Source organism: Micromonospora sp. MGP-C2, from assembly GCF_057766525.1.
This window is the reverse complement of the sequence record NZ_JBYMEN010000002.1, coordinates 6,201,821-6,226,660: the sequence shown is the minus strand read 5'-3', so window position 1 is coordinate 6,226,660 and position 24,840 is coordinate 6,201,821. Positions and strand designations below refer to the sequence as shown.

The 24,840-nt window shown below is 68.5% G+C and carries 29 protein-coding genes; 11 read left to right on the top strand and 18 right to left on the bottom strand.

Annotated features, from left to right (window positions below; translation table 11 throughout):
• Positions 1-43: 43 nt before the first annotated feature.
• The gene (locus AC3CF1_RS28680) at positions 44-271 is read right to left on the bottom strand and encodes a hypothetical protein (RefSeq protein ID WP_354980356.1); all 228 of its coding nucleotides are present in this window, start codon (positions 269-271) and stop codon (positions 44-46) included.
• A 97-nt stretch (positions 272-368) separates the two neighbouring features.
• On the opposite strand from AC3CF1_RS28680, the gene AC3CF1_RS28675 reads away from it, so the two are divergent.
• Positions 369-971 carry a class I SAM-dependent methyltransferase gene (locus AC3CF1_RS28675; protein WP_210793396.1) on the top strand — a complete coding sequence of 201 codons (603 nt, stop codon included), beginning with the start codon at positions 369-371 and terminating at the stop codon, positions 969-971.
• A gap of 59 nt (positions 972-1,030) precedes the next feature.
• On the opposite strand, the gene AC3CF1_RS28670 is transcribed toward AC3CF1_RS28675, so the two are convergent.
• A complete protein-coding gene (locus AC3CF1_RS28670; RefSeq protein WP_354980355.1) occupies positions 1,031-1,774 on the bottom strand; it encodes a VOC family protein in 744 nt (247 codons plus the stop codon).
• A gap of 176 nt (positions 1,775-1,950) precedes the next feature.
• Positions 1,951-2,097, bottom strand: coding sequence for a hypothetical protein (locus AC3CF1_RS28665; RefSeq protein WP_172861983.1), 147 nt, complete (start codon positions 2,095-2,097; stop codon positions 1,951-1,953).
• A gap of 83 nt (positions 2,098-2,180) precedes the next feature.
• On the opposite strand from AC3CF1_RS28665, the gene AC3CF1_RS28660 reads away from it, so the two are divergent.
• Together AC3CF1_RS28660 and AC3CF1_RS28655 are read left to right on the top strand one after the other, a co-directional pair.
• On the top strand, positions 2,181-2,939 hold the full coding sequence (locus tag AC3CF1_RS28660; RefSeq protein ID WP_488451670.1) for a phosphotransferase: 759 nt from the start codon (positions 2,181-2,183) through the stop codon (positions 2,937-2,939).
• Between the two features lie 149 nt (positions 2,940-3,088).
• On the top strand, positions 3,089-3,907 hold the full coding sequence (locus tag AC3CF1_RS28655; RefSeq protein WP_488451669.1) for an MOSC domain-containing protein: 819 nt from the start codon (positions 3,089-3,091) through the stop codon (positions 3,905-3,907).
• Here the strand turns inward: AC3CF1_RS28655 and AC3CF1_RS28650 are convergent.
• Both AC3CF1_RS28650 and AC3CF1_RS28645 read right to left on the bottom strand, forming a co-directional pair.
• Positions 3,904-4,527 carry an HIT family protein gene (locus AC3CF1_RS28650; protein WP_355160060.1) on the bottom strand — a complete coding sequence of 208 codons (624 nt, stop codon included), beginning with the start codon at positions 4,525-4,527 and terminating at the stop codon, positions 3,904-3,906. The genes AC3CF1_RS28655 and AC3CF1_RS28650 overlap by 4 nt on opposite strands.
• A gap of 77 nt (positions 4,528-4,604) precedes the next feature.
• Complete coding sequence (locus AC3CF1_RS28645) at positions 4,605-5,075, bottom strand: SRPBCC family protein (RefSeq protein WP_488451668.1); 471 nt, start codon at positions 5,073-5,075, stop codon at positions 4,605-4,607.
• A 415-nt stretch (positions 5,076-5,490) separates the two neighbouring features.
• Between AC3CF1_RS28645 and AC3CF1_RS28640 the strand changes: the two genes are divergently transcribed.
• A complete protein-coding gene (locus AC3CF1_RS28640) occupies positions 5,491-6,618 on the top strand; it encodes a hypothetical protein (protein ID WP_355160059.1) in 1,128 nt (375 codons plus the stop codon).
• Between the two features lie 131 nt (positions 6,619-6,749).
• On the opposite strand, the gene AC3CF1_RS28635 is transcribed toward AC3CF1_RS28640, so the two are convergent.
• On the bottom strand, positions 6,750-7,754 hold the full coding sequence (locus AC3CF1_RS28635) for an aldo/keto reductase (RefSeq protein WP_488451667.1): 1,005 nt from the start codon (positions 7,752-7,754) through the stop codon (positions 6,750-6,752).
• 70 nt (positions 7,755-7,824) lie between these two features.
• Here AC3CF1_RS28635 and AC3CF1_RS28630 point away from each other — a divergent pair, with 70 nt between their 5' ends.
• The 3 genes from AC3CF1_RS28630 (at position 7,825) to AC3CF1_RS28620 (ending at position 9,918) form a co-directional block, all read left to right on the top strand.
• Complete coding sequence (locus AC3CF1_RS28630) at positions 7,825-8,406, top strand: type 1 glutamine amidotransferase domain-containing protein (protein WP_488451666.1); 582 nt, start codon at positions 7,825-7,827, stop codon at positions 8,404-8,406.
• 242 nt (positions 8,407-8,648) lie between these two features.
• Positions 8,649-9,056: a DUF2267 domain-containing protein gene (locus AC3CF1_RS28625; protein ID WP_354980348.1), complete on the top strand. Its 408-nt coding sequence runs from the start codon at positions 8,649-8,651 to the stop codon at positions 9,054-9,056.
• 148 nt (positions 9,057-9,204) lie between these two features.
• A complete protein-coding gene (locus tag AC3CF1_RS28620) occupies positions 9,205-9,918 on the top strand; it encodes a hypothetical protein (RefSeq protein ID WP_488451665.1) in 714 nt (237 codons plus the stop codon).
• A gap of 62 nt (positions 9,919-9,980) precedes the next feature.
• On the opposite strand, the gene AC3CF1_RS28615 is transcribed toward AC3CF1_RS28620, so the two are convergent.
• From AC3CF1_RS28615 to AC3CF1_RS28590, 6 genes are all read right to left on the bottom strand, one after another.
• Positions 9,981-10,637: a DUF1345 domain-containing protein gene (locus tag AC3CF1_RS28615; RefSeq protein ID WP_354980346.1), complete on the bottom strand. Its 657-nt coding sequence runs from the start codon at positions 10,635-10,637 to the stop codon at positions 9,981-9,983.
• Positions 10,638-10,720: 83 nt separating this feature from the next.
• Positions 10,721-11,731 (bottom strand): mechanosensitive ion channel family protein, encoded by a 1,011-nt coding sequence (locus tag AC3CF1_RS28610; RefSeq protein WP_210793383.1) that lies wholly within the window; start codon positions 11,729-11,731, stop codon positions 10,721-10,723.
• Between the two features lie 275 nt (positions 11,732-12,006).
• The gene (locus AC3CF1_RS28605; RefSeq protein ID WP_488451664.1) at positions 12,007-12,390 is read right to left on the bottom strand and encodes a VOC family protein; all 384 of its coding nucleotides are present in this window, start codon (positions 12,388-12,390) and stop codon (positions 12,007-12,009) included.
• Positions 12,391-12,457: 67 nt separating this feature from the next.
• A complete protein-coding gene (locus AC3CF1_RS28600) occupies positions 12,458-13,207 on the bottom strand; it encodes an alpha/beta hydrolase (RefSeq protein ID WP_488451663.1) in 750 nt (249 codons plus the stop codon).
• 162 nt (positions 13,208-13,369) lie between these two features.
• Positions 13,370-14,791, bottom strand: a complete 1,422-nt coding sequence (locus AC3CF1_RS28595; protein ID WP_355160054.1) for a dihydrolipoyl dehydrogenase family protein — start codon at positions 14,789-14,791, stop codon at positions 13,370-13,372.
• A gap of 1 nt (position 14,792) precedes the next feature.
• A complete protein-coding gene (locus AC3CF1_RS28590; RefSeq protein WP_355160053.1) occupies positions 14,793-15,353 on the bottom strand; it encodes a hypothetical protein in 561 nt (186 codons plus the stop codon).
• Between the two features lie 180 nt (positions 15,354-15,533).
• Between AC3CF1_RS28590 and AC3CF1_RS28585 the strand changes: the two genes are divergently transcribed.
• Positions 15,534-16,142 carry a TetR/AcrR family transcriptional regulator gene (locus AC3CF1_RS28585; protein ID WP_488451662.1) on the top strand — a complete coding sequence of 203 codons (609 nt, stop codon included), beginning with the start codon at positions 15,534-15,536 and terminating at the stop codon, positions 16,140-16,142.
• 30 nt (positions 16,143-16,172) lie between these two features.
• Here AC3CF1_RS28585 and AC3CF1_RS28580 read toward each other — a convergent pair whose 3' ends face one another.
• Positions 16,173-17,408 (bottom strand): low temperature requirement protein A, encoded by a 1,236-nt coding sequence (locus AC3CF1_RS28580; RefSeq protein WP_488451661.1) that lies wholly within the window; start codon positions 17,406-17,408, stop codon positions 16,173-16,175.
• 468 nt (positions 17,409-17,876) lie between these two features.
• The gene (locus AC3CF1_RS28575) at positions 17,877-18,389 is read right to left on the bottom strand and encodes a hypothetical protein (RefSeq protein WP_488451660.1); all 513 of its coding nucleotides are present in this window, start codon (positions 18,387-18,389) and stop codon (positions 17,877-17,879) included.
• A 306-nt stretch (positions 18,390-18,695) separates the two neighbouring features.
• On the opposite strand from AC3CF1_RS28575, the gene AC3CF1_RS28570 reads away from it, so the two are divergent.
• Positions 18,696-19,223 (top strand): hypothetical protein, encoded by a 528-nt coding sequence (locus AC3CF1_RS28570; RefSeq protein WP_488451659.1) that lies wholly within the window; start codon positions 18,696-18,698, stop codon positions 19,221-19,223.
• A gap of 16 nt (positions 19,224-19,239) precedes the next feature.
• Here the strand turns inward: AC3CF1_RS28570 and AC3CF1_RS28565 are convergent, their stop codons facing one another.
• Positions 19,240-20,334, bottom strand: coding sequence for a GNAT family N-acetyltransferase (locus tag AC3CF1_RS28565; RefSeq protein WP_354980340.1), 1,095 nt, complete (start codon positions 20,332-20,334; stop codon positions 19,240-19,242).
• A 56-nt stretch (positions 20,335-20,390) separates the two neighbouring features.
• Between AC3CF1_RS28565 and AC3CF1_RS28560 the strand changes: the two genes are divergently transcribed.
• Positions 20,391-20,840 carry a MarR family winged helix-turn-helix transcriptional regulator gene (locus AC3CF1_RS28560; RefSeq protein WP_354980339.1) on the top strand — a complete coding sequence of 150 codons (450 nt, stop codon included), beginning with the start codon at positions 20,391-20,393 and terminating at the stop codon, positions 20,838-20,840.
• A gap of 50 nt (positions 20,841-20,890) precedes the next feature.
• On the opposite strand, the gene AC3CF1_RS28555 is transcribed toward AC3CF1_RS28560, so the two are convergent.
• Positions 20,891-21,925 carry a questin oxidase family protein gene (locus AC3CF1_RS28555; RefSeq protein WP_354980338.1) on the bottom strand — a complete coding sequence of 345 codons (1,035 nt, stop codon included), beginning with the start codon at positions 21,923-21,925 and terminating at the stop codon, positions 20,891-20,893.
• A gap of 112 nt (positions 21,926-22,037) precedes the next feature.
• Between AC3CF1_RS28555 and AC3CF1_RS28550 the strand changes: the two genes are divergently transcribed.
• Positions 22,038-22,817 (top strand): aminoglycoside phosphotransferase, encoded by a 780-nt coding sequence (locus AC3CF1_RS28550; protein ID WP_354980337.1) that lies wholly within the window; start codon positions 22,038-22,040, stop codon positions 22,815-22,817.
• A 132-nt stretch (positions 22,818-22,949) separates the two neighbouring features.
• Here AC3CF1_RS28550 and AC3CF1_RS28545 read toward each other — a convergent pair whose 3' ends face one another.
• A complete protein-coding gene (locus AC3CF1_RS28545) occupies positions 22,950-24,200 on the bottom strand; it encodes an MFS transporter (RefSeq protein WP_354980336.1) in 1,251 nt (416 codons plus the stop codon).
• Positions 24,181-24,807 carry a mycothiol-dependent nitroreductase Rv2466c family protein gene (locus AC3CF1_RS28540; RefSeq protein ID WP_488451658.1) on the bottom strand — a complete coding sequence of 209 codons (627 nt, stop codon included), beginning with the start codon at positions 24,805-24,807 and terminating at the stop codon, positions 24,181-24,183. Before AC3CF1_RS28540 ends, AC3CF1_RS28545 begins: the two co-directional genes overlap by 20 nt.
• Positions 24,808-24,840 lie beyond the last annotated feature (33 nt).

Sequence of the window (24,840 nt, the reverse complement as noted above, 5' to 3'; positions counted from 1 at the left end):
GCGAGGTGTGCGGAGCCGGCACGACCGACGACCCGGTCGCGCCTCAGCGGGTGCTGCCTGACGTCGGTGCCGCGCCGCGCGCCCGGCTGGCCCCGCCTGAGCGCTTGAGCATGTACGCCCCACCGGCAACGAAGACGACGCCGAGGACGATCCCGACGAGATTGCCCTGGGCCAGACTGGAGAAGACCGCCAGAATGCCGATGATGACTGCCACTCCGCCGAGAAATCGCATGAAGTAGCCGCCGACAGACTTGACCCGTTCATTCGTCATGGTCTTTCTCTGCCCGGCGTGCCGGTCCGACAAACGGGCCCGGGCAGCCAACGCCCAGGGCGGACGCGCCCGCTCCGGTGAGCCGTATAGTGCCCGGGTGGACAGGGACAAGGTCCGGCAGGCATACGCGTCCGTCTCGGAGCTGTACATCGGGCTGTTCGGCAGCCGCGAGCAGGTGGATCCGGCCGACCTCTCGTTCATCGGCCGGCATCTGGGGACTCGGGCGGGCAGGGTGCTCGATCTAGGGTGTGGCCCCGGCCATCTCACCGGTTACCTGCGTTCGCTGGGCGTCGACGCGGCGGGGATCGACCTGGTGCCCGAGTTCCTCGCCCACGCGCGGGCCGCCCACCCGGACGTCGAGTTCCAGCTCGGGTCGCTGGAGAACCTCGACGTCGCCAGCGGTTCCCTCGACGGCATCCTCGCGTGGTACTCGACGATCCATCTGCCGCCGCAGGAGCTGGACGGCGTCCTCAACGAGTTCCGGCGAGCGATCGCCCCGGCCGGGACGGTGGTGCTGGGCGTGTTCGTCGCCGACGAGGTCGGCGCCTTCGACCACAAGGTCGTGACCGCCTACCGCTGGCCCCTGGACGAGATCTCCGAGCGACTCAGCCGGGCCGGCTTCAAGGAGGTCGAGCGCCTGGAGCGACCGAGAGAAGGCGACCAGCGACCGCATGCCGCCATCGCGGCGATCGCGGTGTGAAGGTCGAGCCCTTCGTGCTCAGCCGTGCAAGGGTGGGGAGGCCCCTGCGTCACGCCATCTCATTGAGGTGCCGCAGCAGGCGATGCGGCGGAGCTGTGGTGCGCCGGTCTGACGCAGAACTCGTTGCCGTCCGGGTCTGCCAGCACGACTGCGCCGTCCTGAGCGACATCGAGTCGGGTGGCGCCTAGCGAGACCAGCTCGTCGACCGTCGCCTGCTGGTCGCCAGCCGCCGGGACCAGTTCGAAGCGCTGCCGGTTCGGCTCGGTTCTCGGGGCCACCGGCGAGCCCGCCCATGCAATCTTGGTGCCGCCGCGTGGTGACTGGATCGCGGTCTCCTCGTCCTGGTCCCACACCAGCGGCCAGCCCAGCACGTTGCTCCAGAACAGGCCGACGTCCCGGGTGCCGTCGCAGGTGAGCTCACCGAGGAAGCCGCATCCGGCGAGGTAGGCGTTGCCCGGCTCGATCACGCAGAACGCGTAGCCCGCGGGGTCGATCAGGACGACGTGCCTCTCCTCGGGTCGTTGCCCAACGTCGAGGTGGCGGCCACCCAGCTTCAACGCCGTCGCCACCGTGTGCTGCTGCTCGTCGAGATCAGCGCTGGTCAGGTGCAGGTGCATGCGGTTCGCGCCGAGCTGACCAGCGCGGCCCGGAACGAACCGAAGAGCAAGCTGGGCGTCGTCGCCCGGCAGGAGCGCACCGACGGCGTCCTCGACGACCTCCCGGCCGAGCAGAGCGGACCAGAACTGGGCCGCACGAGCCGGGTCGTCCGCCTCGACGGTCACTGCCAGCAGCCGCGAACGCATCACCAGACCCTAGACACCGCCCCGGCAGGCCGACAAAGGCATTGACGCCCTTGTGCGCGTACGGGAGGAGGGCTTGCTCTCCGCCGCGCAGCACCGCGCCGCGACACCGCACACGGCGGGCAGGCGGCAGTTTGTGACTGCCGGCCACCGGCCGCGACGACGACCCAACCCTCACGTCAGTTGGTGATCACCGGCCAGGCGTAGGCGAGCAGGGCGCACGCCGCACCCAGAAGCGCGAGCGAGACGCCCCGGGTGGGCAGGGGCAGGGCGGCGAGCACGATGAGAATGACGGCGACGATGTAAAGAAATGCCTGAATCGACATGGGGCTCTCCTCGATCATGGGGATTGATGGCGGCTGACTGTAACCCCCGGAAGGCCACCGCGCTCAGTCGTATCATTTCGGCCGTGACCTCTGCGCTCGGGAACCTCTCTGCCCAGCAGCGGGCGTTGGTGGATCGGTGGCTGCCGAACGCGACAGTCGAGAGAGACCACAGTTGGGGCCTGACGACGACCACCGTTGTCGAGATGACCCACGCCGGGTCACGATTCATCGTCAAAGCCGCCGGCGCTGACGACCACCACATCCAGCGAGAACTCCATGCCCACCTCAACTGGTTGCACCCCTGGACCAGCAGGGGACGCGCGCCTGCCCTGGTGCACGGCAGCGCGGACGCGAAGGTCCTCGTCACCCGGTACCTGCCCGGTGAGCTGGTGCTGGGCAGCACGCACGCCGACGACCCCGCCGTGTATCGGCAGGCCGGTGAGCTGCTGGCCTTGCTGCATGCGCAGAGTGTCGTCGTGGACGACGACTACGAGAGGCGCGAGAACGAGAAGTCACTGTGGTGGCTCCGCCAACCACACGGGATCGCCGCCGCCACCGCGGAGCGCCTACGAGCCGAGATCGGGACCTGGTCGACGCCGCCCGCGACCCTGGTGCCCACCCATGGAGACTGGCAGCCCCGAAACTGGCTCGTGCACCACGACGTCGTGGGCATCATCGACTTCGGCCGTGCGGCATGCGTCCCGCGTCCACGGATTTCGCCCGGCTCGCCGTCCAGGACTTCAACCGCGACCCGAACCTCGAAACGGCGTTCCTCGACGGGTACGGGCCCGATCCGCGCGATGCGGGCGCGTGGCACCGCGACCGGGTCCGCGCGGCGATAGGCACGGCCATCTGGGCCCACCGGGTGGGCGACGAACCATTCGAAGCGCAGGGCCATCGAATGATCGCGGAAGCGCTCTCGTCCTCCCGGGCATGACGACAACCCCTGCTGCCCCTGCCCTACCAGCGGTGATCGGGCAGCATGGTCGTCATGAGTTCGGTTGTCATGCTCCGGCGCTATCCGCTCAAGAGCGCTCAAGGCGAGGCACTCACGGCGGTCGAGGTCGAGCCGACCGGTCTGCGCGGCGATCGGACGTGGGCCTGCATCGATCGCATGGACGGGACGGTGGGCAGCGCCAAACATCCACGACGATGGGGTCGCCTGTGCGGTGTCGCCGCCACGACACACGTCGACGGCGCGGAGACGACGGTGACGCTGGACGTCGACGGCACCTCGCTGCGAGCCGGCAGCGCTGCGGCAGATGCCGCACTGAGCAGGCACCTGGGCCGCCCGGTGCGGCTGAGCCGGGAGCTGCAGCCTGACGCGCGGCTGCACCGGACGTTGCCCGACGAGGTCGGCATGGTGCCGGACTGGATGAGCGGCACCCGGCCCGGCCAGGAAACCATCACGACGATCGCGGGCACCGAACGGGTCGGCCGGTTCGTCGATTTCGGCGCCGTCCACATCGTGACCACCGGTGCGCTGGATCTGCTGGGCCAGCGCACCGGAGGCGCCAGTGTGGCCGCGGCGCGCTTTCGACCGAACCTGGTCATCGACGCACCCGGTGACCCGGAACCGGGGCAGGAGCTACGTCTGGGCGACGTCGTGCTCCGGGTGACCCTGCCCACCCCGAGGTGCGTCATTCCCGGCCTGCCCCAGGCCGACCTGCCGGCGGACCGCTCGGTGCTGAGCGCCCTGGCTCGGCACTACCGCGTCCCAGTCGCCGGGCTCGGGCACGCAGCCTGCTTCGGGACGTACGCCGATGTCGTCCAACCAGGCCGGCTCCGCCTGGGACAGCGCGTCCGCTAGGACCCCGTTCGATCCGTGGACGGCCGGTGGCCTCCGTGGGACGCGAGCAGCGCCTCCGCCACGATCTCAGCGTCGGCCTCTGCAACGTCGGCCGGATACTCCGGCAGCAGGTCGTCCCAGACGGGCAGCCACGACCCGAAAAACTGGGCCTGCCCTTCGGGCCGGGCGAAGAACCAGATGTGCAGGTGGGCGCCACCATCGCCGATGCGATACAGGTGAGCCCGCGAGATGTGCGGCAGCGACTGCATGTGGCGAACGATGCGGGTGCCCAACAGCCCCAGTTCGGCGGCCAGCTCGTCCGGCAGGTCCGCCATGTCGTAGTGGTCACGCGGATGCAGCATGAGTACGAGCGGGACGCCCACGCCCGAGATCCGGACCAGTCGCCAGTGGTCGTTCCACCAGATGCCCTTGTCCCGGTCGCGGCACGCGTCACAGTCCGACGGATCCTCACCGTGGCGCGGGGGCTCCGGGAGCACCGGCGGGCGCAGGGGCGTTACGCGCAACCCGTCCGGCTCGAAGGGACTGATCTCCCAGCCTGTCATCCGTGCCAACGGAAGCCGACGCTCGCTGTCCGCGGCGGCGATTGCGTGGTCGTAGAACTCGTCCGGTCGCAAAGCCATGCGGCGAAGACTAGCCCGGGAGGAATCCGCGTGATCGACAGGCTCTCGGGACGGTCACGACACGCCACCCGGCGTCGTCACGCCCGACGGTCGTGGGCTTCCGCCAAGGACCTGATGTGCGCTGCCCGCTGCCTCAGCAGGCGTCGCAGATACGGCGCGACCAGCACCCGGGCGGCCACCGCTCCCAGCGGCCCCCCGGGTGCGCTCATCGTCACGCGGTCGGTCATCCGCGTCCCACCGCCGTCGAGGCCCTGGAAGTGGTGCTCATGACGGAAGGCGCTGAAAGGACCCCGTGTCTGCTCGTCAATGAAGCGGTGGGGCCGTTCATAGACGGTGATCCGGCTGGTCATGCACCAGCGCAGACCCAGATGGCGAGCGCGGAAGGTGACCTCGTCCCCGAGCGTGAGGAGACGACGTCCGGTGCTGGTGGTGGCCGTCTCCTGGCTGCCGCGCAGGGACGCGGCGTGCACGTCCACATCGAGTTCCAGGTCGAACACCACGTCCGGGGCAGCGTCGATGACGGACACGATCTCGATCAGCGCCGGCACGTCGGCAGCTTAGAGCAACGTGGTGAGCGCTTCCCCTGGCCGCTCGTAACGCCCGGTCGGCGGCACGAGCGCACACGTGACGCAAACCGGCCTTGAGGATCGGAACCGTCTGCGACGATGTGAACGCCAGGGTTGTGGATCGGCAGTGCGTGGAATTTCCGCGAGGGACGTGCAGATAAGGGCAGCGGGTTACCAGAACTTCGCTGCCGTGATGACGGCAGGACCAAGGTTCCGCTGCACCCCGACGGTCGACACTGGAAAGCACTCGCTTCTCAGGACGTGCTGCTCGGCGTGCCCCACTGCCGTCCGCCGCCGCGGTCGTCGAGCCGGGCGCTGCAAGGGTTCATGGCCTACTCCGCAGCCGGCGTTGGTGACGACGGACGGCGACGAGCCCGGCCAGCGGTGAGGAGCAGCGATGACCCACAGTGAAGAGCACCGCCCGAAGATCGTCGTCGGGCTGGTGGCGACCCCGCCGGATCACCCGGCCCGGGTGGCCGCGCGGCTCACCGCCGAGCTGGCCGGCGGGCTTGCCGATCGGGTGGACGCGGACGTGCGGTGGACTGTCCGGGAAGGCTGGGGCGAGGTGGCACCGCGACGCGACGGCGGCGTTGAGGCTCTGCTCGACGATCTTGCCCAACGGCGTGCCGACGACCAGTGGGACGTCGCGATCTGCCTGACGGACCTACCACTGCACGCCGAGCGAGTGCCGCTGGTCGCGCAGACCTCCGCGCGGCGCCGAGTCGCGGTGCTGTCCCTGCCCGCACTCGGACTGCCCCAGCTACGAGCGGCCCGCGCAACCGTTCCGGATCTGGTGAGCCGACTACTGACCGACGCCTCCGACCAGCGGGTGCCGCGAGCCGATTGGGCACCGGCCGAAATGGCAAGCCGGGTTCCCGCCATCCACCGGATGGTCGGCGAGGCCGACGCCGGGGAACGAAGCTACGTCGCCTCACGGCTCATCGGCCGGGTGCGGCTGTTGACCGGCATGGTCCGAGCCAACCGCCCGGGGCGAGCCCTGCTGGGCCTGTCCAAGCTGCTGGTCGGCGCGTTCGGCACGGCCGCGTTCGCGCTCACCACGGACACCATCTGGCAGATGGGCGACGCCCTCGGAGGACTCCGGCTGGCCGTGATCATGCTTCTCGGGCTGTCGGCGTTGGTGACCTGGCTGATCGTCGCGCACAACCTGTGGGAGAAACCGGACCGGGAGACACCGGCTGAGCTGTCACGGCTGTTCAACCTGGGTACGATCCTCACCCTCGCTCTGGCGACGGGGCTGTCGTACGTGGTGCTGTTCGCTGGAACGGTGCTCGTCGGGGCGCTGCTGATCGACACATCGGTGCTGGAACAGGTCTTGCAGCGGCCAGTCAACGTCACCGACTATCTGACGCTCGCCTGGATCACCAGCTCGCTGGCCACCGTCGGCGGCGCGATCGGCTCCGGGCTGGAGAACGAGGAAACAGTCCGGGCTGCCGCTTACGGCTACCACCCCGAGCCAGATGGCTGGCGGGACGAGAAAGTCGGGCAGCGCGGCAGCAGGAGGTGAGTGGGATGCCCCGAGTCTCTACCTGACCAGCTATGGACCGGGCGGTGCGAGGGAGAGATGTGGCGGCGGTCGTACCGGTCAGCCTCGCCGCCATCTGCTCGACCTGGCTCCCGCCAGAACGGCCGTTGGCCCTACAACATCTCCAGCGGTTGCGGACCGGCCGGCGGCGGAAACGCCGTGTCGAGTGCCGCCACGTCCTCCTCGGTCAGCTGCACGTCGCGCGCCTCCGCGTTCTCCCGCGTGTGTTCTGGCTTGGACGATCGAGGGATGGCCGCGACCATCTCCTGCCGCAGCAGCCAGGCCAGCGCGACCTGAGCGGGCGTGGCCCCGTGCCGGGCGGCTACCTCCGCGACCTGCGGGTGGCCCAGCAGCCGCCCCTGCTCGATCGGCGAGGACGCCGTCACCGGGATGCGGTGCTCGCGGAGCCACGGTAGAAGGTCGCATTCGGGACCGCGACGGGTGAGGTTGTACAGGATCTGATTGGTCGCGCAGGCGCTTCCGCCCGCCTCAAGGAGGTCCGTCATACCCGAAAGATCGAAGTTGCTCACACCCCACTGCCCGATGTCGCCGGCGTCGACAAGCTCGGCGAACGCCTCGATCGTCTCCGCGAGCGGATGCGTGCCGCGCCAGTGCAGGAGGTAGAGGTCGATGTGGTCGACGCCGAGTCGTTGCAGGCTGCGGCGGCAGGCCTGCACGGTTCCCCGTCGGCTGGCGTTGGACGGCAGCACCTTGTCGACCAGAAAGGCGTCGGCGCGCCGTCCGACGATCGCCTCGCCGACGAGTTCCTCGGAAGCGCCGTCACCGTACATCTCCGCAGTGTCGATCATGGTCATGCCCAGATCGAGTCCGGTGCGCAGGGCCGCCAGTTCGTCCTGGCGCCTCGCGGGGCGCTCGCCGAGGTACCAGGTGCCCTGGCCGAGCACGGGCATGGTCTGGCCGGACGGCAACTCGATCGCGTCGGCAGCAAGGTTCATGTCGGCCTTCCGGGTGCCAGTGGGTTGTCTTCGGTACCCGCTGCGACAGCCAGCACACGCGTAGCGCGTGCCTTCTTCGCACAGCCACTGGCCGTGCGGCGGGCAGGTGCGGAATTGTCCACCCTCGAGCGGGCTTCGCTGGCCTGTTTGCCCGTCCCCCACACCGGGAAGGCGACCGCGGTCCAGCGACGCGCCGCCGACGGGGCGGTGCCGCGAAGGAAAGGCCGCAGAGATGGCGCAGAACCAGCAGCCACTGACCGGCAAGCGAATCGCTTGCCTCGCCGCGGACGGAGTGGAGGACGTGGAATACACCCAGTCCCGAGCTGCCGCGGAGCAGGCGGGAGCCGAGGTCCATCTGATCTCGTTGCAATCGGGCGAGATCCAGTCGATGAACCAGGACATCAACCCGGCCAACCGCTATCGGGTGGACCGCACCGTGAACGACGTCAATGCGGCCGACTACGACGCCTTGTTGCTGCCGGGCGGGACGGTCAACCCCGACCGGCTCCGGATGAACCCACAGGCGATGGACTTCGTCCGGGCGTTCTTCCAACAACAGAAGCCGGTGGCGGCGATCTGCCACGGCCCCTGGTCGTTGGTCGAGACCGGCATGGTCAACGGCCGGACTCTCACCTCATTCCCCAGCCTGCGCACAGACATCCGTAACGCCGGCGGGAACTGGGTCGACGAACAGGTGCAGGTCGACAACGGCCTCGTCACCAGCCGCAGCCCCAGCGACCTTCCGGCCTTCTGCGCGGCGATGGTCGAGGAGTTCGCCCAGGGCGAAGACGTCCGCCAGATGGCGACGGCCTGACCGGTGGGGTTCAGGACCGGAGGATCAGGCTGGTCCTGAACCCGTGGCGGCGGCTGTCCCGCCGGCCGAAACGCCACCGCTCCCGCCAAGCAGGTGCTGGTGACCGCTGCTGCGACGGTCCTGAGCAGTGGGACAGGGATCGCCTCCATACCGCCCTCCGCCGCCCCCTGAAGGCGGGTAATCGCCGTTTCACCCGGGCGGGGGCGGGTACCCGCCGCAATCCGTTCGAGAGGGGATCCGAGGTGAACTACAGCGAGTTCATTCAGTCTGTGGCGGCACGACCCAAGGTTCCGCCGGGGCAGGCAGAACCGATCACCCGCGCCACGCTCGAGACTGTGGCAAAACGGATCACCGGTGGCCAGGCAAGGGACCTCGCCTCCCAGCTCCCCGAGGAGCTACGCGGCCTGGTGTCCAGGCCCACCGAAGATCCGGAACGGTTCGGGCTCACCGAATTCCTGGAACGGGTGCAGTCCCGGGCAGGGGTGGATCGCCAGGTGGCCACCGACGGAGCGCGGGCCGTGCTGGATACCCTCCGCGAGGCTGCCAGCGCGAAGGAGTACGGGGACTTCGTCGACCAGTTGCCGCAGGAGTTCTGGCAGTTGACGGGGCCAGGGTCCGGGCTGCTCGAGACCCGCCGGATCGGCACCTAGGCGCACCCTCGCTGCGGTGACGCTCCGGCTGATCACCGAATCAGCAAGGCGTGGTGGGCCTTCACACCAGGGGATGGGCCGAGGATCGGAGCCACGTACCGATGGTGGGGCTCCATCCGGACCTTAGGCGAGGCCCAAGGAGTGCGGGATGACCGAATCGGAGAGCCGGGACACGCATGGGGAGTCGCCCGCGCAAGGCGAGCGCGGCCTTCCTCAGCCGGCTGGTGGGCACAGCAGCAAGACGATGTCAGACCCGGACGTCGTCCTCCAGATTCCGCAGGTCAAGGTCGAACAGATCTACGTCGAGGTCGACGATCTGGACGCCTCTGTCTCTCTGAGAGCCCGGCTGGGCAGCCTGCTCCAGCTCGACGTGGGCGTTCAGGCGCATCTCGGCACGGTGAAGATCGACATCAAGGGCGTCGAGGCCGAGGCGATGCTCGAGGTTCGGCTCGACGAGGTCAGGGGCATTCTCGACAGCGCCCTCCGCACAATCGAGCGCAACCCTCAGATCATCGAGTCGGTGGTGAAGACGGTGGACACGGCCGTGAACCAGGTCGGGCAGACAGCGCAGCAGGCGCTGGGGCCGGATGGGCCGCTGTCGCAGACGCTGCAGCAGGCCACCCAGCAGTTGGGTCAACAACTCGGACAGGCCACCCAGCAGCTCGGACAGGGTACCCAGCAACTGGCTCAGAGCAGCGGGACGGCGGCTGGTGGCGGTGTGGGGGGTCTCAGCAGCGTTCTCGGCAGGTCTCCGGCCCGAGCGGGGTGGCAACGGATGAAGAGGATCGTCAACAGTAGTCAGCCGCTGAGGCAGGTCACGACGCGGCTAGCGGGACCGCAGGGGCAACAGCCGCAGAGCTGATCGACGTCTGCCGTGGTAGTGGCAGAGACTGGCCAGGTCACCCCACTACATGCTCCGCGGAGTCACTGTTGGCCCAGGTTGGTGACCAGGTTGACGGCGACGGCCAGGATGCCAGTTCCGAAGGTGTAGGAGAGCAGCGCATGCCCTAGCGCGACCCGGCGCACGCGGTTGCTTGTCGGTTCGGTCTCGCCCGGAGCGTAGGACATGCCGACCGTGAACGCGGCGTACGCGAAGTCGGCGTACGCCGGCGGATCTTCCCGCTTGAAGTCGATGCCGCCATCGTCGCGGAAGTACATCCGGGCGTACTTGAATGCGAAGACCGTATTCACCAGCGCCCACGCCAGGACCACCGCGACGACGCTGAGGATCACCAGCGTCACAGCCACCACGTCCTGCTGGTTCGAGGCGCGGACGAGCGCCTCGGCCACGGCGACGAGGCTGATGGCAGATGCGATCAGGATCGCCGCATCGGTGGAACGGGACTGCTGCTCCGCCTCGGCAAGCTGCTCAGTGAGCCTTGGGCTCGCTGGCCAGCAGGCCCTCCACACCCAGACGAGGATCGTGCCCGCCGCGATCGTCCAGATCACCAGCGGCGTCAACTCCGGCGCCCCGACCAGCGCGATGGCGGCCCCTGCGACCACTCCGGCCGCTAACGACCACAGGGCACGCCTGACCGACAACAGCCGTTCCCGCGCCGGTCGTCCCGATTGCTGCTCCACCCGTTCAGCGTTCCAGCTCGAACGGATCATGTACGGAATACCCGAAGCGATTACCGGATCAGGTTGTGAATAGAACCTGCCTGTCAGGGTTGGTACTGACTGCGGGTGCGGGGCAGCCACTGGGGATGATGGTCGCGCAGGTAGGCGACGAGTCCCTCGCGCAGGTCGCAGCGCAGGTCCCAGGCGCTGGCGCCGTCGGCGGCCGAGGCCTGCACCTGGATGACCGCCGTCTGAGGGGTGGAGTCGACCATCTGGAGCACCCACTGGCTGCGATCCCACAACGGTGAGGACTCGACCAGCCGGCGCGCCTCCCGGCGCAGGTCGTCCAGGTCGGCGGTGTGGTCGACATGGATCTGGATTTTGCCGACGACCCGGGACACGTTCCGGGTCCAGTTCTGGAACGGCCGCTCGGTAAAGTACGTGGTCGGCAGAATGAGCATCCGCTCGTCCCAGAGCCGGATCACCACGTTGGTCAGCTTCACCTCTTCGACTCGGCCCCATTCGCCGTCCACCACCAGCACGTCGTCGACATGCAGACCGTCGGCGAAGGCGACCTGGATGCCGGCGAACGCGTTGCCGAGCGCGGTTCGGGCGGAGAGGCCGATCAGAGCGCCGACCACTCCTGCCGACGTCAGCACGGAGATACCGAAGAGGCGTACCGGCCGGAAGGTGATCAGGATCAGGCCGATCGCGACGATCGTGACCACGGCGACGGTGAGCCGCCGCACGGGGCGGATCTGCGTCCGAGCCCGCCGGACCCTCCGGCTGGTGGCCACGTCGCCCGGCAGTCGGCTGAACGCGAGCGCCTCGGCGACGTGCAACGCCTTGATCACTAGCCAGGCCCCGGCCACGATCAAAGCCACCAGGACGACGTGCCGCAGATGACGTTGCCACCCGGCCGGTCCCGACGGCAGCGCGTAGTGCAACGCCGCGGCCAACAGGACCGCTGCCGCCGGGCGGCGGCAGGCTTGCCGCAGCGGCTCCAGCAGCCACTGGTAACGGCCACGGGCTACGCGGCGGGCCAGCAGGCCAGAGATCAGGTCCACGATCACTGCCGCCGCGAGCGCGGCCACTACGATCATCGCGGTACGCATCAGAGGACGTTCACCGCAATCCCGATGCCAGCTTCCCCCGGCTCCCTGCCCTGTCCACGTGCCCAGGGTGCCATCCGGTCCGATCGTGGGCAGCCAACATCGACAACCATTGGTGAGCCGCATGCCGGATCCCCGGGTCAGTCGTCGTCGGTGACTGTGCAGGACGTGTCACACCCTGCGCCTGGTTTCCCGAGATCCATGAGCCGCCGGTGAGTGGGCCCACGCAGTAACGGACAACGACAGGCCCGGTTGCGGAATGGGCCCTGATCATGGCCTCAAGCGACGCAGAACTCGTTGCCCTCGGGGTCGAGCATGACGACGTGCCCGAGGACATCGCCGTACCACTCCTCGCGGACCACCGTCGCACCGGCGGCGACCAGATCGGGCACTTTCTGCCGGATCAACAGGGTGCGCTCGGCCGTGTCACCGGCGCCCGGACCGGCGACTCGGATGTCGATGTGCATGCGATTCTTGGCAGACTTGCCCTCAGGCACCTTGAGAAACGCAATGGCGGGGCCCCGGCCGTCCGGGTCGACGATGGACGCGTTGTCGGGCTCGTCAAAGCCGGGTTCATTGACATAGCCGAGGGCCAACGCCCAGAAAGCAGCGATCCGCTGGGGATCCTCGGCATCACAGCCCAGGGTCCAAAGAGTGCCCACCGCGCCAACGTACCCTGTTGCTCCCAGCAGGCACGGCCAGCGCAGTCCGACCAGTCGGAACGAACACCTAGCGCGTGGTGGCGCGGGCGGCGGTGTCGATGAGGTCTGCGACCGGGACGGGTTGAGAGACCGCCACGGCGTGGGACGCCTCAATCTCAACCGTCGTGGAGCCGGCCCGCTTGGCCAGGAAGCGCTGGAGGTCCGGCGGGATCCCCATGTCCTGGGTGGTGATCAGGGTCCAGGACGGGATCGTCTTCCAGGCGGCCCTGGTCACGCTCTCCGTCTGGGCGGCCTCGGTGGGCGGCCGCTGCGTCACCGCCATCAGCTCAGCGGTGTCGGGGTCGACGTCGGCGGCGAAAACCGCAGGGAATTTCTCCTGATAGATGTACTGCTCCATGGACGTGCCGCCCTCGTCGAGGGGGTACGGCACCATCTTGACGGAAGTGAGGAGCGCGCTTCCCGGGAACTTCGTGACCAGGTCGGCCACGCTCTCGCCGACGTCCGGGCTCACGCTGGCGACGTACACCAGAGCCTTGACGTTGGAGGCACCATCGGCAGCCTCGGTCATCACTGATCCGCCGTATGAATGAGCGGCCATCACGACCGGACCGGACACGGTGTCTACGACAGATCGAACGTACGCCGCGTCCTTGTGCACACCGCGGAGCGGGTTCGCGACGGCGATGACCGGATAGCCCCGACCCTTGAGGTGAGCGATCACCCCGTTCCAACTCGACGAGTCGGCGAATGCGCCGTGAACAAGCACGATGGTGGGCATCCCAGCGTCCTGGGCGGACATGTCAGATGCAGCGTTCATCGCGGCATTCCTTCCGAGCTGGCGGCCGTCATACCGGCCCGCAGTTTCGGCTGTGGGAACGGTGCAGCACCCAGTATTCAAGGCGACTCAGACCTCTGTCAGCGAGATCTGGAATGCCAGCTGTACAACTCGACGACGCGGGGCGAGCGCTTGGTTGCACCGTCACCGGCCGTATGTCTCCAGCAGCCGTAGCCAGACCTCGCTGACGGTCGGGTATGCCGGAACCGCGTGCCACAGCCGGTCCAGCGGAACCTCGCCGACGACGGCGATGGTCGCGGCATGGATCAGTTCCGCGACGTCCGGGCCGGCGAGGGTGAAGCCGATGATCACCTTTCGATCCTCGTCGATGACCATTCGGGCGTGCCCCTTGTAGCCATCGGCGTGCAGGGACGATCCGGCGACAGAGCCCAGGTCGTAATCCACGACCCGGATCCGCAGCCCGGCCGCCGCGGCCGCAGCTGCGGTCAGCCCGACCGACGCGACCTCCGGGTCGGTGAAGATCACCTGCGGCACCGCACGCTCATCAGCCGTCACGGCATGGCGGCCCCACTGACCGTCCTCGACCTTCTCACCCCTCGCCCGGGCCACGATCACGTCGCCCGCCGCGCGCGCCTGATACTTGCCCTGATGGGTCAGCAGCACTCGCCGGTTCACATCACCGGCGGCGTACAACCATCCCCCGCCGCCGACGACGCGCAGCGTGTCGTCGACCGCCAACCAGACACCCGGCGCCAGCCCAACGTTCTCCAGTCCGATGTCCTGGGTGTTCGGGATACGACCGACTGCCACCAGTACCTCGTCGGCTTCAACCTGCTCACCGTCGGCCGTGTCGACGTGGACGGTTCCGCTGTCGCCGCGGCTGACGGAGACGGCATTCGCGCCGAGGCGTACCGACACACCGGCCTCGCGCAACGACTCCGTGACCAACTCCCCCGCGAACGGCTCTGCCGACGGCAGCACACCGTCACGGGCCAGCACTGTCACCGAAGATCCCAAAGCGCCGAACGCGGTCGCCATCTCGGCCGCCACCACGCCACCACCTATGATCGCGAGCCGGCGGGGCACCGAGGCGGCCGAGGCGGCCTCGCGACTCGACCACGGCGCCGCCTCCCGCAGGCCTGGAATATCCGGCAGCAGAGCGCTACTCCCGGTCGCGACGACCACCGCGTGCCGCGCGGTCAGCGTGACCGTCACGCCGTCGACCCCCGTCACCTGGACGACCCGGGCCGAACGGATTCGCCCCTGCCCGCGGTGCAGCGCGATCCCCGCCGACTCAAGCCAGGAAACCTGCCCGTCGTCCTTCCACTGGGACGCGAAGGAGTCCCGGCGTCCGAGCACCGCTGCGGCGTCCAGGCGTCCCGTCACCGCCTCCCGCGCACCCGGCAGTTGGCGAGCCGCCCGCAACGCGGACGCGCTACGCAGCAACGCCTTGGTCGGCATGCAGGCCCAGTACGAGCACTCCCCGCCGACCAACTCCCGCTCGACGATGGCGGCGGTCAGGCCGCCCTGCACGACCCGGTCAGCGACGTTCTCCCCAACCGGACCGGCACCGATCACGACGACGTCGTACTCGAAGGCGGTCATGTCAGTTGCCCTTCGCGGCACGGCCGAGACGGACGGCCGCGATGAGGAAGAAGATGGCACCGGGGATGGCGTAGCCAGCCGCGTTGGTCAGCGACGGGTCAGCCGCGGACGCACCGGCGATGAAGGACCCACCAGCCAGAACCGAGATACCGCCACTGATGATCATCGGCCACTGGCCACCCATCCTCCGACGAGTGACACCCACAATCAACTGGACCAGTCCGGCCACGATCGCCCAGGCGCCCCACACCCGCAGAACGGCGGGGATGCCGGACGCGCTGGCGACGCCCACGCCGACGGCGGTTATCAGGCTGACCGCGATGTTCACGTACAGCAGGGCCGGCGAGCCGGCGAGCTGCGTCGAACGAAGGTCGTAGATGGCGGCGCCCACGTCGAACAACGGGTAGAGCACGAAAAGTGCCACCGTGAGCGGGCCGATCTCCTTGGCGGTGGCGATCGTCACGAGTGCCCACACGATGGCGAACGCGAAGCGGGTGAAGTACAGCCGCCGCAGGGCGGAGGCGGGCTGGGAGATACCGGGGGAAGCAGCAGTGGCGGTCACGGTGACCCTTTCGGCGAAGGCTTGACGAGAACGAACGTTCTGTCGAGTCCCAAGCATGACGAGCCCCCGCCCGCCTGTCAAGACAGACCGTTCTACCTACTAATCCGCTGAGGGGCCGCCACCACAAGGCTTCCGCCGCGCGCAGCGTCAGACCGAACGTTCTATCGCTAAGATAGTGGGATGCTCCGCACCGAACCCGGCACGCGGCCTTCTGAGGCGCGGCTCCGGCTCCTCACCACGGCAACCAGGATCTTCTACGCCGAGGGCATCCACGCCGTGGGCGTTGACCGGATCATTGCTGAGGCGAAAGTGACCCGGGCCACCTTCTACCGGCACTTCCCCAGCAAGGACGACCTCATTCTGGCGTACCTGCGGGAGATCCACCGCATGGAGCGCGGCACGGTCGAGGCGGCCATCGCCGCCGACTCCGCGCCGGTCGACCGCCTGCTGGCCGTTGCTGGCTCCATCGCTGGAAACATCCAGTCCCCCGGGTTCCGCGGATGCGCCTTCCTGAACGCCGCAGCCGAGTATCCCGACACCGACCATCCGGTGCACCAGGAGATCATCGCCCACCGGCAATGGTTTCTGGACACGCTCACCACGCTGATGGCGCAGGTCCACGAGGAAACGGCGGCTGCCGCCGCACGCCACTTCGTCATGCTCCGCGACGGCGCCATGGCGGCCGGGTGCCTTTTCGACCCCGCGTTGGTGTCCGAGACCTTCCTCAGCGGGGTCGAAGGACTGCTCCGGATCAATACCGAGCGCCAGTCGACCGAGTCCGCGCCTTAGTACGCCTGGTTGGTGCAAAGAGTCGCGCGGTCACGCCTCGGAGTCACGCTCGCCGGATGCCTCTCGCCCGATCGGCGAAGCGGAACCCTCCAGCGGTCGGCCCCGGCTCCGCAGGCTGTCGAGTAGCGCGACCAGGACCAGCACTGCGGCCACCACGCTCAACCCGACCATCGGTGCCCAGCGGGCCAATGCCGGCGTGAACAGCAGCAGGGCCAGCACTCCGGCCACCCGGGAAGGCGAAACCCGGCCAAAGATCTCGTACTCCAGCCGCATACGGGCGACAAGGAAGAGCATCGGACCGCCCACCACGAACAGAAGCCAACCGGGACGCGGCGACCCGAACGGATTGTGGATCACCAGCTCGTAGCCGACCGAGGTGACGAGCACGCTGAACACGATCAGCAGATGCGTCCGTTCCGACGAAGCGCCCAGCCGGCCGGGCATGGCCGACCGTTCCAACGCCTCGGCCAACAGCAGGCCGGCGCGGTGGAAGTAGATCCGCCAGATCAGCGCGCTGATGGCGAACGCGACCGCGAAGGCGGCCGCCCGCACCGCGGAGTAGTCCGTCCCGCTGAAGACCACGCCGATGACCAGAATCGACTCACCGAGTGCGATGAGAAACATCTGCTGGTAACGGTCGGCGAGATGCGTGCCGGCGATCCGCCAGCGGCCCACCTCTGAGGCCCCGAGCCACGGCAACGGCCAACCCAGGGCCCAGGCGACGTAGTCGACAGTAAGGGCGGCAGCCCACAGCGGCAGGCGAAGTCGATCCGGCCCCAATGCGCCGGCCAGCCACAGTGGCGCACTCGCCGAAGCCCACACGGCAAGCCGAAACGGCACCAGTCGTCGCGGATGGCCACGCAGCGCGGCCGCGATCACCAGCGGCCGCACCACCATCACCATCAGGTACGCGACCGCGAACGGCAGCGCCCGTTCCTCCATGGCCCGAGGCAACGCCACCGCCATGACCAGGCTGGCGAACATGGTGCCGACCACGACGGCCTGGATGATCGGTTGCTCTGGTTCGTAGCGACTGGTGATCCAGGCTGTGTGCGACCAGATCAGCCAGAGGGCCAAGAAGAGCAGCAGCGTACGACCGAACCCCTCGACGAGGGCCCAACCGGTGTCATCGCTCAGGCCGGCGAATCGTTGCGAGACCCGGGTGAGGGCCACTACGAAGGCCAGATCGAAGAAGAGTTCGAGGAAGGTCGCGCGGCCCGAACTCGTCGGAGGGCGCAGCAGTGCGGCGCCGCGTTCCGCCGCCATCGTCCGCCCCCGTCCTCCCCTTGTCGCACCAACGATCCGGCTGACAGAAGAGTTGCGTCCGGGTCCGCCCGAACCGGATAGAGAGGGCGAGCCGCTCCTGATCCAGCTGAGCTGTCAGATCGGGCACCGTGTTGATCTATACCCCGGACGGCTCCTCGTGACGGTGGAGCCATCGGACGAGAGCGCGTTCGATGTGTCCTCGTTGCCGCATCCATCGGACCAACAGGGCGACGCCGAGTGACAGGACCAGGCCCGCCCACTCGGGTGCACCGGCTTTCCACACCAGCCCGCCAGCGAGCCCGGCGGCCAGGAGCAGAACCCACTCCGCCCTTTCGGGAGTCACCCACCTGACCAGCCTTGTGCGAGTCACGAGCACACCGACGCACATCCGCGGTCCGGTCGCCTCGATCGATCAGGCGAGGAGGAACATCGGAGGTACGACGCAACCGTTCCGCCCTAAAGGGTCTGTCACGTGTTGTTGCCCTGTCCGCCGTCACTCACCCGGGACGCCACTCGCTTCGACTGCCGTTGGTGCTCTCGGGCGCGCTGTTCGAGGTAGTCAGCGACGTCGTCCGCCCGGGTCGCACGTCCGAGCCAGCGGCTCAGGTTCGACTTCTGCGGGGCGGGAGCCATTACCCGACTGCCGTCGGCGCAGGTGATGGCGATTCCGTGATAGCCCGGGTCACACCGCACAACGGCTGACCACGGCACGTGGAACGTACGCCACTGGCTGTGCAGGATCAGTCCTTCGGGACCTGCGGACAGTCGAGGATGGAATATGTGCCGCCACAACACGAATCCCAGCAGGCCGTAAGGCACGGCGATGGCGAGCACCGGACGCAGATCGCCGTCGGGTGCAGAAGCCTGGTAGGCGGAGAACACCAGCACCCCAACGGCTACAACGCCCAACAGCAGGCCGCTGAAGATCCTCAACGCGACACCCATTCGCCATACCCGCACTTCCTGCAGATCGATCGGCACTCCCGACCCCTATCTGTCTGACGCGATTACGGCAGGCGCCACAGGCTCCGCCCACGAGCACCGGCAGCAACACCATCATCTATCCGCGCCGTGCCCAGCCCTCGGCCGGGTTCGCCGCCGTCTCCACGAGGCGGGATCTCCCTGCGATAGTTCAGCTCTGACGGTTCGGGTCGGGTTGATCATTCACTGCCGGCAAGGTAACGGCACAGTGGGACATCACCTCGTCTGCTCGCCGGGTGCCGCAGCGCAGCGGCATGAGCGGATACCGACTGGCGAGACGTGTGTTCCGTGGGCCATGGTTTGGGCGTGATCGTCGTTCAGCGGGTACGCGTGCGATGGAGCGCGGCAGGGCGCGGCGCTCCACAGGCCAACGCCCGTCGAGGGCTCAACCGCCCAGTGGCACTCTCGGCGCCACTCCCAGAAGGCGACGTCGTAGTCCACGACGTCCTGGCCGATGAGGCCGGCGGCTACGTACGTCGTAGCGACGTACTGACCGGTGACGTGAGCATCGCCCGCAACCTCAATCTGTGGCTCACCTCCGACGGCCCGGCGGTAACCGTCGAGCGCCTGCCCGGCGCGGCGGCGTTCCCCCCTCCGGGAGTGTCGGCCCGCCTGTTCACCCTCGCCCACGGACAGGTCGGCCGGTATCGAGCCAATTTTCGGTTCCGGTTCACCCAGTGCGCGTGCGACCCCAGCTGGTACTACGAGGACTGGGTGGTCCATGTCAGCAACGGCCGTGTCGCACACGACCGCTTCCTGCACGGCGAACCGGACCACGACGTCGACAACCGCGTCCACCTGTACGGCGGCCCCGCGCGCCGAGGTAACCGCTGACAACCGGCGATTAGGGTCAGGCGTTCGGTTGCCTCTGTTTGACGAGGTGGACGCTGCCATCCGGGGTGTCGTCAGCGTGGGTGAGGGCGTAGCCGGCGCGTTCGTACATCTTGATGTTGCTCGTGCTGCGGTGGCCAGTGAACAGCTCGTAGTGCGTGGTTTCCTCGGGGGCCTGCTGTTCGGCGTATGAGAGAAGCCAGGAGCCGATGCCGTTTCCGGCCTGGTCGGGAGCCACCATGAGGCGACCGACCAACCACCCACGGCCGCGTGCCTGGGCTCGGACCGCTGCGACGAGGCGTCCGTGTCGACGTACGCACCACAGCTGCCATGTCGACGTCGATTCGCGCAGTTCGTCGAGGGTTTCCCGGAGCGGCGACAGGTCGAGCGTGTCGTTCGCGAGGGCCTCCTGCACCCAGCAGCACCGCTGGAGGACGAGCAGCTCGGCGAGGTCGTCCGGCTGGGCGATGGTCAGCCGTAGTCCTTCGACCGGCCCGGGCACGCTGGTGACGTCACTGTCCGGTTCGGTGCGCAGGGGCCGCATCGCCGAGGCCACCCGGGTCAACTCAAGCAGCATCCTGCGAGCCGTGTCGTCGAGTCCCGCGGAACGGAGAACCTGCCCGTCCTGGGTGCTGTCGGCGATGCGGAGGGCGACGGTGGCGCCGATGGGCATCATCTTCAAGGTGGTGACGACCTGCTTCGTCATCTGCACCGACCGGGTGCCGGCCGAGGTGTTGCCGTAGCTGACGAATCCCACCGGCTTCCACGCCCACTCGTGGTAGAGGAAGTCCAGAGCGTTCTTCAACACCGCTGGCATGCCGTAGTTGTACTCGGGTGTCACCACCACGAATGCGTCAGCTGCGGCAACCCGCTGGCTCCACGCGCGAGTGTGCTTGTGGACGTAGATGCCGCTGGACGGATGCTCGGGCTCGTCGAGCAGCGGCAGCCCGATGTCGGCCAGGTCCGCGACGTCGAGAGTGATCCGGGCCGCTGCGGCTGTCGGGAGGGTCGCCTGGACGAACCAGTCGGCGATTGCTGGTCCCAGCCGTCCGGGGCGGGTGCTCGCGACGATGACCAGGACGTTCAGTTGGGCAATCTGCGCGTTCAATGACATGTCAACGAACATAGCCGAGCTTTCGATGACGTGTCAACGAGATGTAGTGTGACCGCATGGACACTGCCTGGTTGAGCGACGACGAGGAACACGCCTGGCGCGCTTTCCGGCGCCTGCTGACAACGCTGCCGGCGCGGCTCAACCGGGACCTGGCCCGCGACTCAGGGCTGTCGCCAGCCGACTACGAGGTGCTGAGCACGCTGTCGGAGAAGCCGAACCGCCGGTGGGCGCTAAAGGACCTCGCCCACAAGATGGAGTGGTCGCGCAGCCGACTGTCCCACCACGCGACCCGAATGGAGGCGCGCGGACTCATCGACAAGGAGCCCGACCTACAGGACGCGCGGGGCTGCATCCTGCACCTGACCGACGACGGCTTCAGGGTGCTGGATGAAGCTGCTCCACACCATGTCGTTTCCGTACGCGCGCGCTTCCTCGATCATCTAAGTCCCGACGAGCTCGAGGTGCTGCGCAAACTTTCGACCCGGATCTCCGACCTGCCTGACTGACGGCACGAGAGATCGGACGAACGACGACACCGCCAGCGGCCGCGGACTCGTCAGTCGGCGGCGATCTGCTCGACGGATTGCGCGGCGATGGCGAGCAGTGCGGAATCTCCGGATCGGGTGTACGTGTCGCTCAAGGCATCAATGAACTTGATCGCGTGCGCGTCTCCGCTGTCTGTTGCGCGGCGCATGACCTCATCGAGGCTCAGGTTGGTGCCAGCGGACGGGGCGGGCCGCGCCTCGGCCGGGGCGTAGGCGGCGGTAACGGCAGCTGTTGCCGCCCAGGCGGCGGCGAGGCTCGGCACCCAGAACGCCTGCGGTAGAGCCGGCAACGCACGCAGGACCGCGTTCGGCGCGGTGGCGGCGTGGACGAGCATGACAGGGCTCGCGTACCCGTGAGTGCCGTGCCGGACCACCGCGGCGTCGACGATCCCCGCGAGCCGTGTCGGCACGTCGTCCGTGTTGTTTCCGGGCACCGCGCCGGCTACGGAAGGCCACCGGCTCAGGTCGGCCAGTTGGGCGAGGCGGGCTCGAATGCCGGACCGCTGGTCGGGTACGCGGGGTACCGCGTCGAGCGCGGACCGGGCGTCGGTTGTCGGGTACGGCCCGGCGCCAGGTGGCGCGAGGGGCTGCCACCGGGCGGCCCAGTAGGCCAGCCCCTGACCGAGTTCGGCGACGCGCGGCTGGGTCTCCTCGTCGAGCAACGCGCGTACGGCGTGGCCGACCCGGATGACTCCGTGGGTCGCGCCGGCAGCTATGCCAGGTAGCAGGCGCGGCCACCACCGGACCAACACCTCCCGCCAGGGTTCGTCGGCCAACTCGCGGTCGAAATAGTTCAGCCAGTCTCCGGTACGAACCGGGTCGCCGAGCGGGTCGCGCCACTCGTCACCTGGGATGGGCCGAATACCACGTGGCCGTTCTTCCAGCCTGTCCGCGTAACCATCAATCCATCGGTGCACTGCCTGCTCGTGGCCGCGGTAGGCCAGGGCCTCGACCGCCATCGGGGCGTGGTTGGACAGCCAACGGTTGCGCTCCGGACCAGTGTGGCGCACCCGTTCGTACGCCTCGTCGAGGACGAAACTCGTCATGCAGTGGAGTCTTCAAACTGAAGTCCGGTTGAAGTCAAGCGATAGTTGCCCGAGTGCCGAGGTCGAGTCCCGCTGTTCGCCGGACCTCGCCATGCAGCAGGGGAGGAGACCGATGCGTAGCGACTGGACCACCCTGCCGGAGAGTGTCACGGCAGGAATCGCCGAACGGGTCGGCGGAACCTTCGACGTCGTCCCGGCGCCTGGCGGCGACCATGCTGAGATCGCCTCGACAGTCACCGGACCGGCCGGACAGGTCTTCGTCAAGGCGGCCTCCGGTGAGGTGAGCGTGCGGTCGCTGCGCTACGAACTGGCTGCAACCCGGACCATCGACCGGCACCCGCCCGCAGTCCTGTGGCATTTCGAATCCGATGGCTGGCTGGTGGTGGGGACCGAGCACCTTGCCGGCCCCCACCCCGACCTGTCTCCCGGCAGCCCGGACCTCGATCTGTTCCTAGCCACACTGACAGCACTTCAAGAGACGCCGGCGCCTGGCAAGACGTGGTTCACCCCAGCAGCCCGGCTCGGATTCACGCACCCCGCGATGGACGGCGAAACACTCATCCATTCCGACCTCAACCCGGCCAACCTGATCGTGACGCCATTCGGCCTACGGATCGTGGACTGGGCGTGGGCAACCAAGGCCGCGGCATGGGTCGAACTCGCGTTGCTCGTTCCATGGTTGATCGGCAGCGGCCACAGCGCCGAACAGGCAGAACAGTGGCTCACCCAGCTTCCCGCATGGACAGCGAATGACCGTCAGGTCCTGGACGGCTTCGCGTCAAGGAACGCAACGAAGTGGGCCGCCAAGTCCAGGCGGAGCACCGAAACCTGGGTACACGACCTTGCAGTGTGGACCGGCGAGTGGGCGGACCACCGGACCTCCGCAGTGTGAACCGTACCGGAACATGCGACAGACCGTCGCCTACGCGACGATCTTCGTTGCGGCCATGGGTACCTGGGTGATCTTCATCGGTCAGCCGACGCCGACGACCTTCCCGTGGTACGCGATTCGGTGTCGAAGTGGTCATGTGGCTTCCGGGTCGAGTGTCTGGAAGGGCCGGCGGTGCGCGGCCCAGGTGACGGCGAGAGTCGTGGTGAGCCCGGTGGCCAGGAAGACGAGCCCGAGAACGAGCCACCCCGGACCGGACCAGACCATCACCAGCGCGGTCAGGGCGGCCGGCCCGACGGCACGGGCCAGCGGGACGCCGCTGGAGTACACGCCCTGCCACTGCCCGGGGCGGGTTGGATCGGCCAACTCGAATCCGACGCACCACGAACCGGCGGCCAGTCGCAGCTCGCCGGCCACCTGCACAGCCACGGCGGCGAGGAGGAGACCCGTGGTGACGGCAGGGTCGGTGGTGGCGGTCGCCGTCGAGAAGAGCACGCAGGCTACGCAGAGCGCGAGGCCGGCGAGGCGGATCGCCCGGGTCGCCTCGGACAGGATGGTCACGCGTCGGGCCGTCCGGCGCTGCCAGCCGAGGACGCCGAGGGTGTTGACGACGAAGACCGCCGCCACGATCCAGGACGGCGCCGCCGTGCGGCTGGTCAGGTAGAGGGGCAGCAGCACGCTGAGCATCGGCATGTACAGGTACAGCACCGCGTTGAGCGCTGCTACCACGACGTAGCGGGTGTCCCGCGGGGCGTCCCATCCGTGGCCCGTCCGTACGGGGGCCCGTGCGGCGGGCGGCAGCCGGGTGAGCATGATCGCGCTCACGGCGAAGAGCGCCGCGTCACCGACCAGGGCGGCGCGGTAGACGGTGGGGGTACCGGCGAAGAGCGCCAGCCCTCCGGCAGTGGCGCCGAGCCCGATGCCGGCGTTGACGGCGGTCTGGATACCTGCTCGCACCGCGACCAGTTCGGTGGACGGCACCAGGGAGACCAGCAGGGCCTGCCGGGTCGCGCCGGCCCCGCTCTGGGCGATCGCGTACGCGACGCAGGCGGACGAGGCCAACCAGGGTGTCGGTGCCGACGCCAATGTCAGCAGGGCGGCCGCGGTGGCCGCGGACAGCAGGATGGTCACCCGCCGCAGTCCGATCCGGTCGCCCAAGGCTCCGAGGGGATGGGTGAGGAGGAAGCCGGCCCCCCACGCGACGGTCAGCAGGCCACCGACCTGCGCCGGTCTCAGGTGGCCGACCTGCACCAGGTAGACGACGAAGATCACGTAGAAGCAACCGTCGCCCAGGGCGGTGACGAGCTGTGCCCGGATGAGGGTGGTGGTTGGCCGCCGGCGAGGGACCGCGGTGAGCGCGGCCGGGCTAGGCGAAGCTGAGGCCATCGGAGCGGGCCCGCTTGAGTTCGGAGAAGGCCCGGCAGCCGGCGAGCAGGCGGGCGCCGTCGAAGACCCGCAGGGCCTCCTCGCCGTGGGGGATGGAGGTCAGCACGGGGCCGAAGAAGGCGACGCCGTCGATCACGACGGTCGGGGTACCGAGGTCCTCGCCGACGAGTTGCCGGGCCTTGGCGGTGCCGGCGCGCATCTGCGGGTCGAGGTCGCTGCGGTGGGCGGCGTCGGCGAGGTCGGCGGGCAGGCCTGCCTCGGCCAGGGCCGCCGGGACGACGGTGGCGAAGTCCTTGTCGCCCTCGTCATGGATACGGCGGCCGAGCGCCGGGTAGAGGCGGGCGAGGGCCGCCGGGCTGTGGTGCACCGCCGCTGCCACGCACACCCGCGCCGGCCCCCACGCGCGGTCGTTGAAGGCGCGGTACCAGGGCTCCAGCTCGCGGTCTTCGTTGAGGACCGAAAGGCTCATCACCTCGAACCGCAGGTCGATCGGACGCAGCCTCCCCACTTCCTTGAGCCAGCGGGAGGTGATCCAGGCGAACGGGCAGGACGGGTCCACATAGGCCGTGACCAACGGGACCGACGTACGATCGGATTTATCTTCCACGGAAGGAAATTTACCTTCCGTGGAAGGTAAGAT

Excerpts from the sequence above, each read along its gene's own strand:
- AC3CF1_RS28680 (WP_354980356.1), bottom strand. The coding sequence starts at position 271 with ATGACGAATGAACGGGTCAAGTCTGTCGGCGGCTACTTCATGCGATTT.
- AC3CF1_RS28670 (WP_354980355.1), bottom strand. The coding sequence starts at position 1,774 with ATGCGTTCGCGGCTGCTGGCAGTGACCGTCGAGGCGGACGACCCGGCT.
- AC3CF1_RS28665 (WP_172861983.1), bottom strand. The coding sequence starts at position 2,097 with ATGTCGATTCAGGCATTTCTTTACATCGTCGCCGTCATTCTCATCGTG.
- AC3CF1_RS28655 (WP_488451669.1), top strand. The coding sequence starts at position 3,089 with ATGAGTTCGGTTGTCATGCTCCGGCGCTATCCGCTCAAGAGCGCTCAA.
- AC3CF1_RS28650 (WP_355160060.1), bottom strand. The coding sequence starts at position 4,527 with ATGGCTTTGCGACCGGACGAGTTCTACGACCACGCAATCGCCGCCGCG.
- AC3CF1_RS28640 (WP_355160059.1), top strand. The coding sequence starts at position 5,491 with ATGACCCACAGTGAAGAGCACCGCCCGAAGATCGTCGTCGGGCTGGTG.
- AC3CF1_RS28630 (WP_488451666.1), top strand. The coding sequence starts at position 7,825 with ATGGCGCAGAACCAGCAGCCACTGACCGGCAAGCGAATCGCTTGCCTC.
- AC3CF1_RS28620 (WP_488451665.1), top strand. The coding sequence starts at position 9,205 with ATGACCGAATCGGAGAGCCGGGACACGCATGGGGAGTCGCCCGCGCAA.
- AC3CF1_RS28610 (WP_210793383.1), bottom strand. The coding sequence starts at position 11,731 with ATGCGTACCGCGATGATCGTAGTGGCCGCGCTCGCGGCGGCAGTGATC.
- AC3CF1_RS28600 (WP_488451663.1), bottom strand. The coding sequence starts at position 13,207 with ATGAACGCTGCATCTGACATGTCCGCCCAGGACGCTGGGATGCCCACC.
- AC3CF1_RS28595 (WP_355160054.1), bottom strand. The coding sequence starts at position 14,791 with ATGACCGCCTTCGAGTACGACGTCGTCGTGATCGGTGCCGGTCCGGTT.
- AC3CF1_RS28585 (WP_488451662.1), top strand. The coding sequence starts at position 15,534 with ATGCTCCGCACCGAACCCGGCACGCGGCCTTCTGAGGCGCGGCTCCGG.
- AC3CF1_RS28580 (WP_488451661.1), bottom strand. The coding sequence starts at position 17,408 with ATGGCGGCGGAACGCGGCGCCGCACTGCTGCGCCCTCCGACGAGTTCG.
- AC3CF1_RS28565 (WP_354980340.1), bottom strand. The coding sequence starts at position 20,334 with ATGTCATTGAACGCGCAGATTGCCCAACTGAACGTCCTGGTCATCGTC.
- AC3CF1_RS28560 (WP_354980339.1), top strand. The coding sequence starts at position 20,391 with ATGGACACTGCCTGGTTGAGCGACGACGAGGAACACGCCTGGCGCGCT.
- AC3CF1_RS28555 (WP_354980338.1), bottom strand. The coding sequence starts at position 21,925 with ATGACGAGTTTCGTCCTCGACGAGGCGTACGAACGGGTGCGCCACACT.
- AC3CF1_RS28550 (WP_354980337.1), top strand. The coding sequence starts at position 22,038 with ATGCGTAGCGACTGGACCACCCTGCCGGAGAGTGTCACGGCAGGAATC.
- AC3CF1_RS28545 (WP_354980336.1), bottom strand. The coding sequence starts at position 24,200 with ATGGCCTCAGCTTCGCCTAGCCCGGCCGCGCTCACCGCGGTCCCTCGC.